The following is a 12,888-nucleotide window of genomic DNA, read 5'->3' as shown; positions in this document are numbered from 1 at the left end:
ATGTCCATTTGCGGCGTTGACTTGGCGAAGGCTCTGAACCAATCGTCGTTTCAATCGCTGACAGCGCGGGAGAGACCGGCTGATTCGCACCTTTCGAGGCACGGATCGGTTGGCGCCGAAGGAGCAACCGCCCCGGAAACTCTCAGGCAAAAGGACCGCGCCCGTCGATAGCGAAACTCTGGAAAGTGTCTCGTCCCAAGTGGGCAAGGCCGCCGACGGTGTAACCTCGACGACCGGCTGACAGGCAGGTTCCGGGGGAAAACTCTCAGGTTTCCGTGACAGAGGGGGCACCAGAAAATGGTGTACCAGTGCTGTGCGGAGCTATGTCTTGAGCGATATTTCCCAATTTGACGACGAACTCGGTCTCGAGCCGATCGAACCCGGTATCCTGCCGCTGGACGCCTGGCACCGCGCCCACGGCGCGCGCATGGTCGAATTCGCTGGCTACATGATGCCCGTCCAGTTCGAGGGAATCCTGGCCGAACACCTCTGGACGCGCGAGAGCGCCGGGCTGTTCGATGTCAGCCATATGGGCCAGCTCTACCTCTCGGCGGCCGAAGGTGCGGAGGTCGATCTCGACGCGGCGATCGAGGCGGCGCTGCCGATCGATCTGGCAACGCTCAAGACCGGCTCGGTGCGCTATTCGCTGCTGCTCGATGAAGCGGGCGGTATTCTCGACGATCTCATGGTCACCCGGTGGAACACGGGGTTCTACCTCGTCGTCAACGGCGCGACCAAGTGGGACGACATCGGAACCTTGCGCGAATACCTGCCCGATGCGGTCAACCTCAACCACCTCGACGAGAACGCGCTGCTCGCGCTTCAGGGCCCCAAGGCGGCCGAGGCGCTGGCGCGGCTGGTCGAAGGTGACGTGGCGCTTGCTGATCTCAAGTTCATGAAGGGCGCGTCCTTCAAGCTTGGCGGTGTCGACGTGTGGATCAGCCGTTCGGGCTACACCGGCGAGGACGGTTTCGAGATCGCGCTGCCCGGTGAGGCTGCGGCAACGATTGCGGATCTCCTCTGCGCCGAGCCCGAAGTGAAGCCGATCGGCCTTGGCGCGCGCGATTCGCTGCGCCTCGAAGCGGGTCTGCCGCTCTATGGCCACGACATGACGCCGGCGCAGGGCGCCGTCGAATCCGGGCTGATCTTCGGCGTCAACAAGCGCCGCCGCAGTGAAGGGGGCTTCCCCGGCGCCGCGCGTGTGCAGAAGGACCTCGCCGAAGGCACCGCGCGCACCCGCGTCGGCCTCGTGCTCGAAGGCCGCATGGCCGCGCGCGAGGGTGCCAAGGTCTTTGCCGGAGCGCACGAAGTGGGTGTGGTGACTTCGGGTGGCTTCGCCCCGTCGCTCAAGCAGCCCATCGCCATGGCCTATGTCGATGCGGGCAGCGCGGCTGTCGGCACGGCGCTCGAAATCGAAATGCGGGGCAAGCGGCTCAACGCCAGTGTCGTGCCCATGCCCTTCGTCCCCAACCGTTATTACCGCTGAGGAGCTTGCCCCATGTCTGTCTATTATTCCGAAGATCACGAGTGGATCGAAGTCGAAGGTGACCTGGGCACCGTTGGCATCACCGACTACGCGCAGGGCCAGCTGGGCGACATCACCTTCGTCGACCTGCCCGAGGAAGGCGCCGAAGTCGCCAAGGGCGATTCGGTCGCAGTGGTCGATTCGGTCAAGGCCGCAAGCGATGTCTACACCCCCGTTTCGGGCGTGATCGCCGCGATCAACGAAGCGCTCGCCGACGAGCCCGAGCTGGTCAACACCGACGCCGAAGTCGGCGGCTGGCTGTTCCGCGTCACCCTGTCGAACCCGTCCGAGCTCGAAGAGCTGATGGATGAGGCCGCCTACAAGACTTACGTCGAAGGCCTCTGATCGGGCCTCGGGTCAGGCTTGCGAAGCGGGGGGCGCCCGAGTGAACGCGCCGCCCGCCCGATCGGCCTGACCGCTTCCCCGGCCGCCCCTGTCCTGCGGGGCGGCCCACCTCTCTCAGCCGGGATTGCAGACACCTGATGCGTTATCTCCCCCTTACGCCCGCCGACCGCGCCAGTATGCTGGAAACGATCGGCGCGGGCTCGGTCGACGAACTGTTCCGTGACGTCCCCGAAGCCGCCCGCCAGTCCGGCCCGATCGCCGGTCTGCCCATGCACGCCAGCGAAATGGCAGTCGAGCGCCACCTCTCCAAGCTCGCCGCCAAGAACCTCAACGCCGGTTCGGCGCCGTTCTTCCTGGGCGCAGGCGCCTATCGCCACCACGTCCCCGCCTCGGTCGATCACCTGATCCAGCGCGGCGAGTTCCTGACCGCCTACACGCCCTACCAGCCCGAAATCGCGCAAGGCACGCTGCAGGTCCTGTTCGAGTTCCAGACCCAGGTCGCGCGCCTGTTCGGCACCGACATCGCCAACGCCTCGATGTACGACGGTTCGACCGCGTGCTGGGAAGCGATTCTCATGGCCGCGCGCATCACCCGCAAGGGCAAGGCCGTGCTTTCGGGCGGTCTGCACCCGCACTACGGCGAAGTCGTGCGCACGATGGCCAAGTTCACCAAGGACGACATCGCAAGCCTCGTGCCTGAGCTTACCGCCGAGGCGGACGATGCGGCGGTGATCGCGGCGATCGACGAGGCCACCTCGAGCGTGGTGGTTCAGTATCCCGACATCATGGGCCGTATCCCCGACCTTGCCGCGATCGCCGAGGCGGCGCACGCGAAGAAGGCGCTGCTGATCGTGGTGGTGACCGAGCCGGTCGCGCTTGGCCTGCTCGAAGCGCCGGGCCATCTCGGCGCGGACATCGTGGTGGGCGAGGGCCAGTCGCTGGGCGTCGGCCTGCAGTTCGGTGGCCCCTACCTTGGCTTGTTCGGTTGCTCGGAAAAGTTCGTGCGCCAGATGCCGGGCCGTCTGTGCGGCGAGACTGTCGATGCCGAGGGCAAGCGCGGTTTCGTGCTCACCCTCTCGACCCGCGAGCAGCACATCCGCCGCGAGAAGGCGACGAGCAATATCTGCACGAATTCAGGACTTTGCGCCCTGGCTTTCAGCATCCACATGAGCCTTCTGGGCGGCGAAGGGCTGGCCCGTCTCGCCGCGCGCAATCATGACCGGATGCAGGCCGTAGTCCATCGCCTGACGCAGATCGAGGGCGTTACGCTGCTCTCGGACGCCTATTTCAACGAGGCGACGCTGGTCCTCCCGCGTGAGGCGCGCGAAGTGGTGCGCGATCTGGCGGATCGCGGCGTGCTGGGCGGTGTTTCGCTCGGCCGCCTGTTCCCCGAGCACGGCGCGCTGCACAACGGCCTGCTGGTGGCGGCGACCGAGACGGTCAGCGACGAGGATATCGAGGAGTTCGCCACGGCGCTGGCCGCGGTTCTGGAAGGAGAGCGCGCATGAGCGGCGTGAACACGGCGGGCTGGCGCCCGAGCATGAATTCGACCGAGGGTGTCGCCACCGGCCCCGTCACCGCGAGCGGCGACCGCGCGCTGATGCTCGAGGAACCGCTGATCTTCGAACTCGACGGCGAAGGCAAGTGGGGCGTCGACATCGACGCGTGCGAGCGTCCGATGGCTTCGGCGCTGGCGAAGTTCGCGCGCAAGGCGGCGCCCGCGCTGCCCGGCCTGACCGAGCCCGAAGTGGTGCGCCACTACACGCGCCTGTCGCGCCAGAACTACGGCATCGACCTTGGCCCGTTCCCGCTCGGCTCGTGCACGATGAAGCACAACCCGCGCCTCAACGAAAAGATGGCGCGTCTGCCCGGCTTCGCCGATGTCCACCCGCTCCAGCCGCAAAAGACGGTCGAAGGCGCGCTCGAGGTGATCGAGCAGCTGGCCGACTGGCTCATCACGCTGACCGGCATGGCTTCGGTGGCGATGAGCCCCAAGGCGGGCGCGCATGGCGAGCTGTGCGGCCTGCTGTGCATCCGCGCCGCGCTCGACGCGCGCGGGGAAACGCGTGACATCGTGCTCGTGCCCGAAAGCGCGCACGGCACCAACCCGGCAACCGCCGCCTTCGCGGGCTTCAAGGTGCAGACCATCCCGGCCACCCCCGAGGGCCGCGTCGATGTCGCCGCGCTCAAGGAAAAGCTGGGGCCGGACGTTGCGGGCGTGATGATCACCAACCCCAACACCTGCGGCCTGTTCGAGCCCGAGCTCAAGGACATCGCCGATGCGGTTCACGCCGCGGGCGGTTATGTCTACTGCGACGGCGCGAACTTCAACGCCATCGTCGGGCGCGTGCGTCCGGGCGACCTTGGCGTCGATGCGATGCACATCAACCTGCACAAGACCTTCTCCACCCCGCACGGCGGTGGTGGTCCGGGCGCGGGTCCGGTGGTGCTGTCCGAAGCGCTGGCGCCCTTCGCGCCGCTGCCCTTCGTGACGCGCGGGGCCGATGGTTCGATCCACCTCGTCGAGGAGGAGAACCGCGGTGAAGGGCACGACAGGGCGTTTGGCCGCATGGTCGCCTTCCACGGCCAGATGGGCATGTTCACCCGTGCCCTGGCCTATATCCTCAGCCACGGCGCCGATGGCCTGCGCCAGGTGGCCGAAGATGCGGTGCTCAACGCCAACTACGTGCTGCGCAGCCTCGACGACGTGCTCGAAGCGCCGTTCGGCGCCAGCGGTCCGTGCATGCACGAGGCGCTGTTCAGCGATGCGGGCCTGCCCGAGGGGCTCTCCACGCTCGACATCGCCAAGGGGCTGATCGACGAGGGTTTCCACCCGATGACGGTCTACTTCCCGCTGGTGGTCAAGGGCGCGATGCTGATCGAGCCGACCGAGACCGAGAGCAAGCAGGGGCTCGACCGCTTCATTGCCTCGATGCGCCGTCTCGCCGAGCGCGCCAAGGCGGGCGACGAGAGCCTGCACGCCGCGCCGTTCTACGCGCCGCGCCGCCGGCTTGACGAAACCCGCGCGGCGCGTAAGCCTGTGCTGGTCTGGAAGGGTGACCAAACCGAGGGGTAAGCGCGTATGGGGCATGGTGGCGTAGGACAACCGGCGTGGGTGGCGTGGCTGCCCATCGCGATTTTCGCGGTCATCATGCTCTGGCGTATGAAGAGGGTGGGCGTGGCCCGCCCTCTTCGCCTGCCCATGCTGTGGATACTGCCCATTCTGGTGACCGCTGTGGTGGTGGCCGCGCTGTTCGCGGCGCCGCCCCACGGTCTGGGCTGGGTGGCGCTGCTGGCGGGCCTCGTCGGCGGCGGAATGCTCGGCCTGTGGCGCGCGCGGCTGATGCGGCTGCACATCGAGGGGGAGGAGGGTGCGGCGCGTGTCATGCTGCGCCAGTCGCCCGCAGCGCTGCTGCTGATTGCGGCGATCTTCGTGGTGCGCCGGATCGTCTTTCCCCAGTTCCACACCGGTGCCGCCGACCATGCGACGCTGCTGGCGACGATGCTGACCGATTTCGGGCTCGGGCTGGTGCCGGGGTTGATCTGCGGACAGCGCCTCGCCCTGTGGCTGCGCGCGCGCGACATGATCGCCAACCATCGGCACGATGGGTGAAGCGGCCAACACACCTGTGATGCACACCTTTGATGCATGAAAAGACCGGCGTTCGCCTTGTTGCGCACGCCGGTCTTTTTGTTGGCTTCGTCTCTGGCTTGACGGCGTGCAGGCGGTTCAGGTCGCCTTGTCGACCGCGTTGGCGGCGGATTCGAGGTCTTGCCCCATGCCGCGCACGGTGTTGCAGGCAGTGGCGCCCAGAATCAGGCCGGTGGTGACGATCGCGAGAAGCAGTTTCTTGGTCATGGCGTCGTGTTTCGTGTGCTGTTGAACACAGCGAATTTACGCAAAAGGCGCCTTGGGCAAAAGAGGCCTGCTTGCCCGATCGTTTAGGATCGCAGCGCTTAGTTGTGGATGGCGTCGTCGCCCGCCTGGCCCACCGATTCGATGTCGCGGCCCGCGCCCTTGACGGTGTTGCAGGCGGCGGCGCCGAAAACGAGGCCGCTGGCGACAAGAGCGAGCGTGATCTTCTTGAACATGAGCTTGTCCTTTCTTTCCCGATGCGGCCCGGTAACGGCCGGAGTGGATAGAAGAACACGCAAGCCCCGATCAGGTTCCGCGCCTGTCGCGGGGCTGATCCCCTGCCGTTTCCTCGAGCGCACCGGGGTCCATCGTCGACGTTGGCGAGATTCGCTTGGACAGGTAGTGTTCGCGCCAGGTGATGATGAGCCCGGCCACGATGATGAGCGGCGCGCCCAGCCACGTGGTGTGCGGTGGCCAGCTCCCGAAAATGAACAGGCCATACGACGTCGACCAGATCAGCGAGACGTAATCGATCACCACGACCGTCGCGACCGAGCCGTAGCGCAGCGAGGCAGCGACGAAGAACTGCCCCATCGTCCCCGCGATGCCCAGCGCGAGAAGGATGAGATAGGTTTGCGCATCGTGCGGGCGGGCGTAGAAGGGCAGAAACACGCTCGCCCCCAGCATCCCGAACATCGCGAACCAGAACACCATCGAGATCGGCGTGTCGGTCCGTGCGAGCGAGCGGATCTGGAAACTGACGGTTGCGACGATGATGCCCGCGCCAAGGCCCGCCACGACGCCCAGCGTCGGCACGTTGGCGATCTCGCCGGGGCCGGCGATGATCAGCACCCCGGCAAAGCCGGCGATCACCGCCGTCCAGCGCCAGTAGCCGACGTATTCGCGCACGACGAGCGCGGTGATGAGCACGGCAAAGAGCGGGGCGGTGAAGCCCAGCGTCGTCGCCACCGGCAGCGGGAGCAGGACCGAAGCGGCGATGTTGCAGAACAGCCCGGCGGTCCCCACCGCCGCGCGCCCGGCATGCGCGATCGGGCGGCGGGTGGCGAGCTTGCCGATCTGTCCGGTGGCCAGCAGCGCGCCCAGGATGATCGGCACGCTCACCGCCTGGCGCCAGAACATCAGTTCGGGCATCGATACGCCGTGGTCGCCCGCCAGCTTGAACAGCATGAACATCGTGGCGAGCGAAAAGGTCGCGCCCACGCGCAGCGCAATCGCCAGAAGCGGGTTGTGCGGGCGGGCGCTGGCCGATGGGCCTTGCACCGGGGCGGTCTCGCCCGGATGCGCGATGTCGGATGAAGTGCTCACGATCCTGCTTTAACTTCCGTGCGCTTCGGGGCAAGGGGCAGGGATGGATACTGCCGATCAGATCATGCTCGGCGCCGGTGTGGTGCTGGCGCTGATGGCCGCCGCGGCGAGCATTGCCGAGCGCCGCCGGTTGCGCCGTCGCAATCTGGAGGCGGTGGGGTTCATGCCCTGGAACGTGCTGAGCCTGCTCACCACGCTGGGCGCACTCGTGCTGATCGGGCTTGCGCTGCGCGACGGGCTGGCGGCCTGACGCGGTGCGTCAGCGCGTGCGTTCGAGGAGCGCGCGCAACCGATCGGCATGGCCCGCGCCATCGATCGGCGTGAAAACGGTGAGCTTCATATCGGGCGTATCGTCGAGCAGGAAGCTGGCGTACTCGAAGTGGATTTCGCCGATCTCGGGGTGCCTGATCCGTTTGAGACCCGACAGGGGCTGTGCAATCTCGCAATGGCCCCACCACTCGGCGAACTTCGGGCTCTCGGCGAGGAGGTGGTCGATCAGCGCGCGAAATGTGGCATCGGCCGCGTGCCGTGCGCAATCGGCCCGGAACATCGCCAGGGTGCTGCGCGCGACGGCTTCCCAATCGATCAGCATGTCGCGGCGCCGGGGATCGAGAAAAAGCATGTGCAGCGCGTTGCGCTGCAGTCCCTCCATCGCCTGATAGTCGCCAAACACCGCGCTTGCCGCCGCGTTCCAGGCCAGTACGTCCCAGCGCCGCCCGAGGACCAGCGCGGGCTGCGCGGTCATCGCATCGAGCATTCGATGGAGCGAGGCAGGCACTGTCTCGGGCGGCGGGCTACTGTCCTGGGGCATGGCCCGGCCGTGGAGCGTGAAAAGGTGGAGGGTCTCGAGCGGATCGAGCCGCAGTGCGCGTGCAAGAGCGCCAAGAGCCTCGAGCGAGGGATGGACGTCGCGGCCCTGTTCCAGCCAGGTGTACCAGGTCGTTCCGATTCCAGCGAGCATCGCGACCTCGTCGCGGCGGAGCCCTGGCGTGCGCCGCCGTGCCCCGTCGGGTAGCCCGACATCGGCCGGTTTGAGACGTTCGCGCCGCGAGCGAAGGAATTCGCCCGCCTCGCGCATGGGCGCGGCGTCGGTGCGCGGCGCTGCGTTGATGGTGGGCTGGGTCGTCATGGCATGTCCTCGATCACGATCCTGGAACTAGCCGATACCATGATCCGTCCAAAACTGTTTGCGCTCCGGTCCGTCTGCAAAAGGGGCGACCGCCCGTCGCAGCATGGTGTTCGTGATGGGGTGAAGCAGGCGTGAAAGGAAGAGGCTATGGCAGACCATGTCGTGATTATCGGAGGTTCCTCAGGGATCGGCCTTGCCACCGCGCGGCGTCTCAGCCGCGATGGCGCACGGGTGACGATCGCCGGGAGAAGCGCGGCGAGACTGGTCGCCGCGCGCGAGGCATCGGGTGATGAGGCGCGGGTCGAAACGCTGGTCCTGGATGCGACGCGGATCGACGATCTGGCGCCGGCCTTCGAAAGGCTGGGCATCATCGATCATCTGGTGCTGGCGCTGGGGACCAGCCATGGTGTCGGTCCCTTTGCAACCTCAGATGTCGCGCTGATGAAGCTGGGCTTCGAGGAAAAGGTCTTTGCGCATTATGCGTGCGCCCAGGCCGCACTGGGCGTGATGGCATCGCACGGGAGCATCACGTTCGTGGCCGCGGTTTCCGCACATGCGGCCTTTCCGGGGTTGGCGGGAACAGGCGCGGCCAATTCCGCGCTGCGCGGACTGGTACCGATCCTGGCCGCCGAACTGCGTCCCTTGCGGGTAAATGCGGTTTCGCCGGGCGTCATCGTCACTCCGTGGTGGGACAGCTATCCCGAGCCCGAGCGATCGCAGGCACTCGAGGCCTATGCGGCGCGCACGCCAGCGGGGCGCAACGGGCGTCCGGACGACGTCGCCGATGCGATTGCCTTTCTGGTCGGGAACGGCTTCATGGACGGCGCGGTGCTGGTCTGCGACGGCGGGCTGAGCCTTGGCGTAACGGGCTAGGGCAGAAGCAGGGGCGGCCCGAGCCGGTCGCCCCTGTCGGAGCCTTACAGGCAGGCTTCGAGATAGGCCTGGTCGAAGCCGAACTGGCGGGCCTTTTCGAGGGTGTAGGGGCGCAGGCCCGAGGCGCGGAATTCGCCCAGGATCTTGCCGTCGTCGGTCTCGTCGAGATACTCGAACTTGAACAGTTCCTGCGTTACGATCACGTCGCCCTCCATCCCGATGACCTCGGTGATGTTGGTGGTGCGGCGCGAACCGTCGCGCAGGCGCTTGACCTGAACGATGATGTCGACCGACTCCGCAATCTGGCGGCTGATCGCTTCCTTGGGGATCTTGATGTCGCCCATCAGGATCATGTTTTCCATACGCCCCAGGCATTCGCGCGGGGAGTTGGCGTGGAGCGTACACATCGAACCGTCGTGGCCGGTGTTCATCGCGGCGAGCAGGTCGAAGCACTCCGCACCGCGAATTTCGCCCAGGATGATACGGTCGGGACGCATACGCAGCGCGTTCTTGACGAGATCGCCGATGGTGATCGCGCCCTGGCCTTCAAGGTTGGGGGGGCGCGTTTCGAGCGGCAGCCAGTGCGGCTGCTGCAGGCGCAGTTCGGCCGCGTCCTCGATCGTCAGCACGCGCTCGCCCGGATCGATCATCTTGGACAGCGCGTTGAGCATCGTCGTCTTGCCAGAGCCCGTGCCGCCCGAAATGACGATGTTCATGCGGCACGCGCCCGCGATCTTGAGCGCAGTCGCCATCTTTTCGGACATCGAGCCGAAGTCCTTGAGCATGTCGATGGTGATCGGCTTTTCGGAGAACTTACGAATCGAGATCGCGGTGCCGCGCAGCGACAGTGGCGGCACGATCACGTTGACGCGGCTGCCGTCCTTGAGGCGCGCGTCAGCCAGAGGCGTGGTCTGGTCGACGCGGCGACCGACCTGGTTGACGATGCGCTGGGCGATCTGGAACAGGTGCTGCTCGTCGCGGAACTTGGTGCCCGCCAGCTGCAGCTTGCCCTTCTTTTCGATGTAGGTCTGGTTGGGCCCGTTGACCATGATGTCCGACACGTCGGGATCGTTGAGCAGTTCCTCCAGCGGACCGAAGCCGAGCAATTCGTCGATCAGCACCTTCTCGAGCGCGAACTGCTCGCGGCGGTTGAAGGTGATCTTGAGCTCGGCGAGGACCTCGATGATGATCGGGCGGAATTCCTCGGACAGCTCGTCCTTGGTGAGCGTCGCGGCGGCTTCGGGGTCGACGCGTTCGAGCAGGCGGGGCAGGACCTGTTCCTTGATCTTGTGGATCGAGGCTTCGAAGCTGTCCTGCTCCTGCGTTTCGTGGATCGCGTTGGCGCGGTCGGCGAGGCGCGTCATGGCATCGTCGCGCAGGTTCTGCTTGCTCGGGGCGCCATCGGCGCCGGGCAGGGGTGGAAAGGCGTCTCCGCCCGGAACCGGCGCGCCCGAGGCCTTGCCCTCCAGGCCCGCAGCCGTGCCCTTGAGCGGTTTGGCAACGCCGAACGCCGGGCGCGTGCCCTGGCCCAAGCCGCCCATTCCGCTACGCCGCCCGAATGCCGTCATCGTCTTGTTCAACCCTGTCCGCACCCGGACGTGGCCGGGCGAAATCTTCATTCAAGGGCCGAGGTTAAGGTTGAAACTTTGATAACTTCCTAATGGGGCTGCGCGTTTGCCACCCTTGTGCAAAGGTTTGTCCGATGCCTATCTCTCAGGCCATGGAGGACCTCGCGCAAATTCCGTGCTGGCTGTGCGGCCGCGCGCTCGGCCGTCGGATCGAGTGGCACCATCCGGTGCCCAAAAGTCGGGGCGGGCGCACGACCGAGCCCGTCCATCGGATCTGCCATCGCACGCTGCACGCTAGCTTTGCCAACGCCGAACTGGCGCGCATCGGCGGTGATGTGGCGAGGCTGCGCGAGCGCGTGGAGATCGCGCGCTTTCTCGCCTGGATCGCGGACAAGCCAGCCGACTTCCACGCGCCGACGCGCAAGCGCCGCTGAGCGGTGGTGCGCTCGGAGCGTGTGCATGAGTCATGAAAAAAGGGCGCCCGGCCGAAGCGGGGCGCCCCTTTTCATGGACGATATGCGAAGGCGATCAGCCTTCGACGTGCTCGGCCAGGACGGTCAGGCCCTTGTCGCCGACTTCGGCGAAACCACCCGAGATTACGATCTCTTCGGGCGCGGCGTTCTCAGTCTTGTAGACCTTGAGCGCGCCGTCCGCGACGGTCGACATGAAGGGCGCGTGGCCTGCCAGCACGCCAAACTCGCCTTCGGTGCCGGGGACGACCACCATGTGGACCTCTTCGGAACGAACGAGCTTGGCCGGCGTGACGAGTTCGAAGTGCAGCGCCATGGCTTAGGCGTCCTCGGCGAGCTTCTTGGCCTTGGCGACCGCTTCCTCGATGCCACCGACCATGTAGAAGGCGGCTTCGGGCAGGTGGTCGTATTCGCCTTCGACGACGGCCTTGAACGACTTCACGGTGTCTTCGAGCTGGACGAACTTGCCCGAGATGCCGGTGAAGACCTCGGCGACGTGGAACGGCTGCGAAAGGAAGCGCTGGATCTTGCGCGCGCGCGCCACGGTCAGCTTATCTTCTTCCGACAGTTCGTCCATGCCGAGAATGGCGATGATGTCCTGCAGCGACTTGTACTTCTGCAGGATCGACTGGACGGCGCGGGCGGTCTGGTAGTGCTCGTTGCCCACGATACGCGGTTCGAGAACGCGCGAGGTCGAGTCGAGCGGGTCGACCGCCGGGTAGATGCCCAGCTCCGAGATGGCGCGGTTGAGCGTCGTCGTCGCATCGAGGTGGGCGAACGAAGCGGCCGGCGCGGGGTCGGTAAGGTCGTCAGCAGGGACGTAGATCGCCTGGACCGAGGTGATCGAGCCCTTGGTGGTCGAGGTGATGCGTTCCTGCAGCTGGCCCATGTCGGTGGCGAGCGTCGGCTGATAGCCCACGGCCGAAGGAATGCGGCCGAGCAGAGCCGAAACTTCGGCGCCCGCCTGGGTGAAGCGGAAGATGTTGTCGACGAAGAAGAGCACGTCCTGGCCTTCCTGGTCGCGGAAGTACTCGGCCATGGTCAGACCCGAGAGCGCAACGCGGGCGCGCGCACCCGGCGGCTCGTTCATCTGGCCGTAAACGAGCGCAACCTTCGAACCGTCCGAGGTGGCAACGCCGTTCTCGTCCTTGGCGATGACGCCCGCGTCGAGGAATTCGTGGTAGAGGTCGTTGCCTTCGCGGGTACGTTCACCCACGCCCGCGAACACCGACACGCCGCCGTGGCCCTTGGCGATGTTGTTGATGAGCTCCTGGATGAGCACGGTCTTGCCCACGCCCGCGCCGCCGAACAGGCCGATCTTGCCGCCCTTGGCGTAAGGCGCGAGAAGGTCGATGACCTTGATGCCGGTGACCAGGATCGCGCCTTCGGTCGACTGGTCGATGAACGGGGGGGCTTCGGCGTGGATCGGAGCGTGCATGTCCGAACCGATCGGGCCAAGCTCGTCGATCGGATCGCCGATGACGTTCATGATGCGGCCGAGCGTCTTGGGGCCGACCGGCACCGAGATCTGCTTGCCGGTGCTCGACACGTCCTGACCGCGGGTCAGGCCGTCGGTGCTGTCCATGGCGATCGTGCGCACGGTGTTCTCACCCAGGTGCTGGGCGACTTCGAGCACGAGCTTCTGACCGTTGTTGCTGGTCTCGAGCGCGGTGAGGATCGGGGGCAGTTCGCCCTCGAAGATGACGTCGACGACGGCGCCGATGACCTGGCTGATCTTGCCGGCGGTAGTCTGGTTAAACACGGGTGCAGTGGCCATTTGAGGTTTCCTTGCCTGC

Annotated in this window: 15 protein-coding genes and 2 riboswitches; of the genes, 8 read left to right on the top strand and 7 right to left on the bottom strand. The window is 66.3% G+C overall.

Going from position 1 to position 12,888, the window contains the following annotated elements:
• Nucleotides 1–56 precede the first annotated feature (56 nt).
• A riboswitch (glycine riboswitch) is annotated at nucleotides 57–168 on the top strand.
• A riboswitch (glycine riboswitch) is annotated at nucleotides 169–292 on the top strand.
• A gap of 36 nt (nucleotides 293–328) precedes the next feature.
• The 5 genes from gcvT to MTR62_RS00530 all read left to right on the top strand — a co-directional run bounded on the left by gcvT (nucleotide 329) and on the right by MTR62_RS00530 (nucleotide 5,483).
• A complete protein-coding gene (gcvT, locus tag MTR62_RS00550; protein ID WP_268739577.1) occupies nucleotides 329–1,486 on the top strand; it encodes a glycine cleavage system aminomethyltransferase GcvT in 1,158 nt (385 codons plus the stop codon).
• A gap of 12 nt (nucleotides 1,487–1,498) precedes the next feature.
• On the top strand, nucleotides 1,499–1,870 hold the full coding sequence (gene gcvH / locus MTR62_RS00545; protein ID WP_244016271.1) for a glycine cleavage system protein GcvH: 372 nt from the start codon (nucleotides 1,499–1,501) through the stop codon (nucleotides 1,868–1,870).
• Nucleotides 1,871–2,007: 137 nt separating this feature from the next.
• Entirely contained in the window at nucleotides 2,008–3,378 is a 1,371-nt protein-coding gene (gene gcvPA, locus MTR62_RS00540) for an aminomethyl-transferring glycine dehydrogenase subunit GcvPA (protein ID WP_244016269.1), read from the top strand.
• On the top strand, nucleotides 3,375–4,946 hold the full coding sequence (gene gcvPB / locus MTR62_RS00535; protein ID WP_244016267.1) for an aminomethyl-transferring glycine dehydrogenase subunit GcvPB: 1,572 nt from the start codon (nucleotides 3,375–3,377) through the stop codon (nucleotides 4,944–4,946). The genes gcvPA and gcvPB overlap by 4 nt, the downstream gene beginning before the upstream one ends.
• Nucleotides 4,947–5,048: 102 nt before the next feature.
• Entirely contained in the window at nucleotides 5,049–5,483 is a 435-nt protein-coding gene (locus MTR62_RS00530; protein ID WP_244016265.1) for a CcdC protein domain-containing protein, read from the top strand.
• Nucleotides 5,484–5,600: 117 nt separating this feature from the next.
• Here the strand turns inward: MTR62_RS00530 and MTR62_RS21270 are convergent, their stop codons facing one another.
• From MTR62_RS21270 to MTR62_RS00520, 3 genes are all read right to left on the bottom strand, one after another.
• Complete coding sequence (locus MTR62_RS21270) at nucleotides 5,601–5,729, bottom strand: hypothetical protein (RefSeq protein WP_268739575.1); 129 nt, start codon at nucleotides 5,727–5,729, stop codon at nucleotides 5,601–5,603.
• Between the two features lie 98 nt (nucleotides 5,730–5,827).
• Nucleotides 5,828–5,962, bottom strand: a complete 135-nt coding sequence (locus MTR62_RS00525; RefSeq protein ID WP_244016263.1) for an entericidin A/B family lipoprotein — start codon at nucleotides 5,960–5,962, stop codon at nucleotides 5,828–5,830.
• Between the two features lie 70 nt (nucleotides 5,963–6,032).
• Nucleotides 6,033–7,052 carry a DMT family transporter gene (locus tag MTR62_RS00520; protein WP_244016261.1) on the bottom strand — a complete coding sequence of 340 codons (1,020 nt, stop codon included), beginning with the start codon at nucleotides 7,050–7,052 and terminating at the stop codon, nucleotides 6,033–6,035.
• Between the two features lie 43 nt (nucleotides 7,053–7,095).
• Between MTR62_RS00520 and MTR62_RS00515 the strand changes: the two genes are divergently transcribed.
• Nucleotides 7,096–7,302 (top strand): hypothetical protein, encoded by a 207-nt coding sequence (locus MTR62_RS00515; RefSeq protein WP_244016259.1) that lies wholly within the window; start codon nucleotides 7,096–7,098, stop codon nucleotides 7,300–7,302.
• A 9-nt stretch (nucleotides 7,303–7,311) separates the two neighbouring features.
• Here MTR62_RS00515 and MTR62_RS00510 read toward each other — a convergent pair whose 3' ends face one another.
• The gene (locus MTR62_RS00510; protein ID WP_244016256.1) at nucleotides 7,312–8,181 is read right to left on the bottom strand and encodes a helix-turn-helix transcriptional regulator; all 870 of its coding nucleotides are present in this window, start codon (nucleotides 8,179–8,181) and stop codon (nucleotides 7,312–7,314) included.
• Between the two features lie 147 nt (nucleotides 8,182–8,328).
• Between MTR62_RS00510 and MTR62_RS00505 the strand changes: the two genes are divergently transcribed.
• Nucleotides 8,329–9,054 carry an SDR family oxidoreductase gene (locus tag MTR62_RS00505; protein WP_244016254.1) on the top strand — a complete coding sequence of 242 codons (726 nt, stop codon included), beginning with the start codon at nucleotides 8,329–8,331 and terminating at the stop codon, nucleotides 9,052–9,054.
• A gap of 44 nt (nucleotides 9,055–9,098) precedes the next feature.
• Here the strand turns inward: MTR62_RS00505 and MTR62_RS00500 are convergent, their stop codons facing one another.
• Nucleotides 9,099–10,622 (bottom strand): CpaF family protein, encoded by a 1,524-nt coding sequence (locus tag MTR62_RS00500; protein WP_244016252.1) that lies wholly within the window; start codon nucleotides 10,620–10,622, stop codon nucleotides 9,099–9,101.
• A 134-nt stretch (nucleotides 10,623–10,756) separates the two neighbouring features.
• Here MTR62_RS00500 and MTR62_RS00495 point away from each other — a divergent pair, with 134 nt between their 5' ends.
• Nucleotides 10,757–11,056 carry an HNH endonuclease gene (locus tag MTR62_RS00495; RefSeq protein ID WP_244016250.1) on the top strand — a complete coding sequence of 100 codons (300 nt, stop codon included), beginning with the start codon at nucleotides 10,757–10,759 and terminating at the stop codon, nucleotides 11,054–11,056.
• 94 nt (nucleotides 11,057–11,150) lie between these two features.
• Here the strand turns inward: MTR62_RS00495 and MTR62_RS00490 are convergent, their stop codons facing one another.
• A complete protein-coding gene (locus tag MTR62_RS00490; protein ID WP_244016248.1) occupies nucleotides 11,151–11,408 on the bottom strand; it encodes an ATP synthase F1 subunit epsilon in 258 nt (85 codons plus the stop codon).
• Between the two features lie 3 nt (nucleotides 11,409–11,411).
• Nucleotides 11,412–12,869 (bottom strand): F0F1 ATP synthase subunit beta, encoded by a 1,458-nt coding sequence (atpD, locus tag MTR62_RS00485; RefSeq protein WP_244016246.1) that lies wholly within the window; start codon nucleotides 12,867–12,869, stop codon nucleotides 11,412–11,414.
• Nucleotides 12,870–12,888: the final 19 nt, after the last annotated feature.

Origin of the sequence: Novosphingobium organovorum, from assembly GCF_022832435.1 — a bacterium.
Taxonomy (GTDB): domain Bacteria; phylum Pseudomonadota; class Alphaproteobacteria; order Sphingomonadales; family Sphingomonadaceae; genus Novosphingobium; species Novosphingobium organovorum.
Note: the sequence above shows the minus strand (reverse complement) of the source record. Positions and strands in the feature narration are given on the sequence as shown.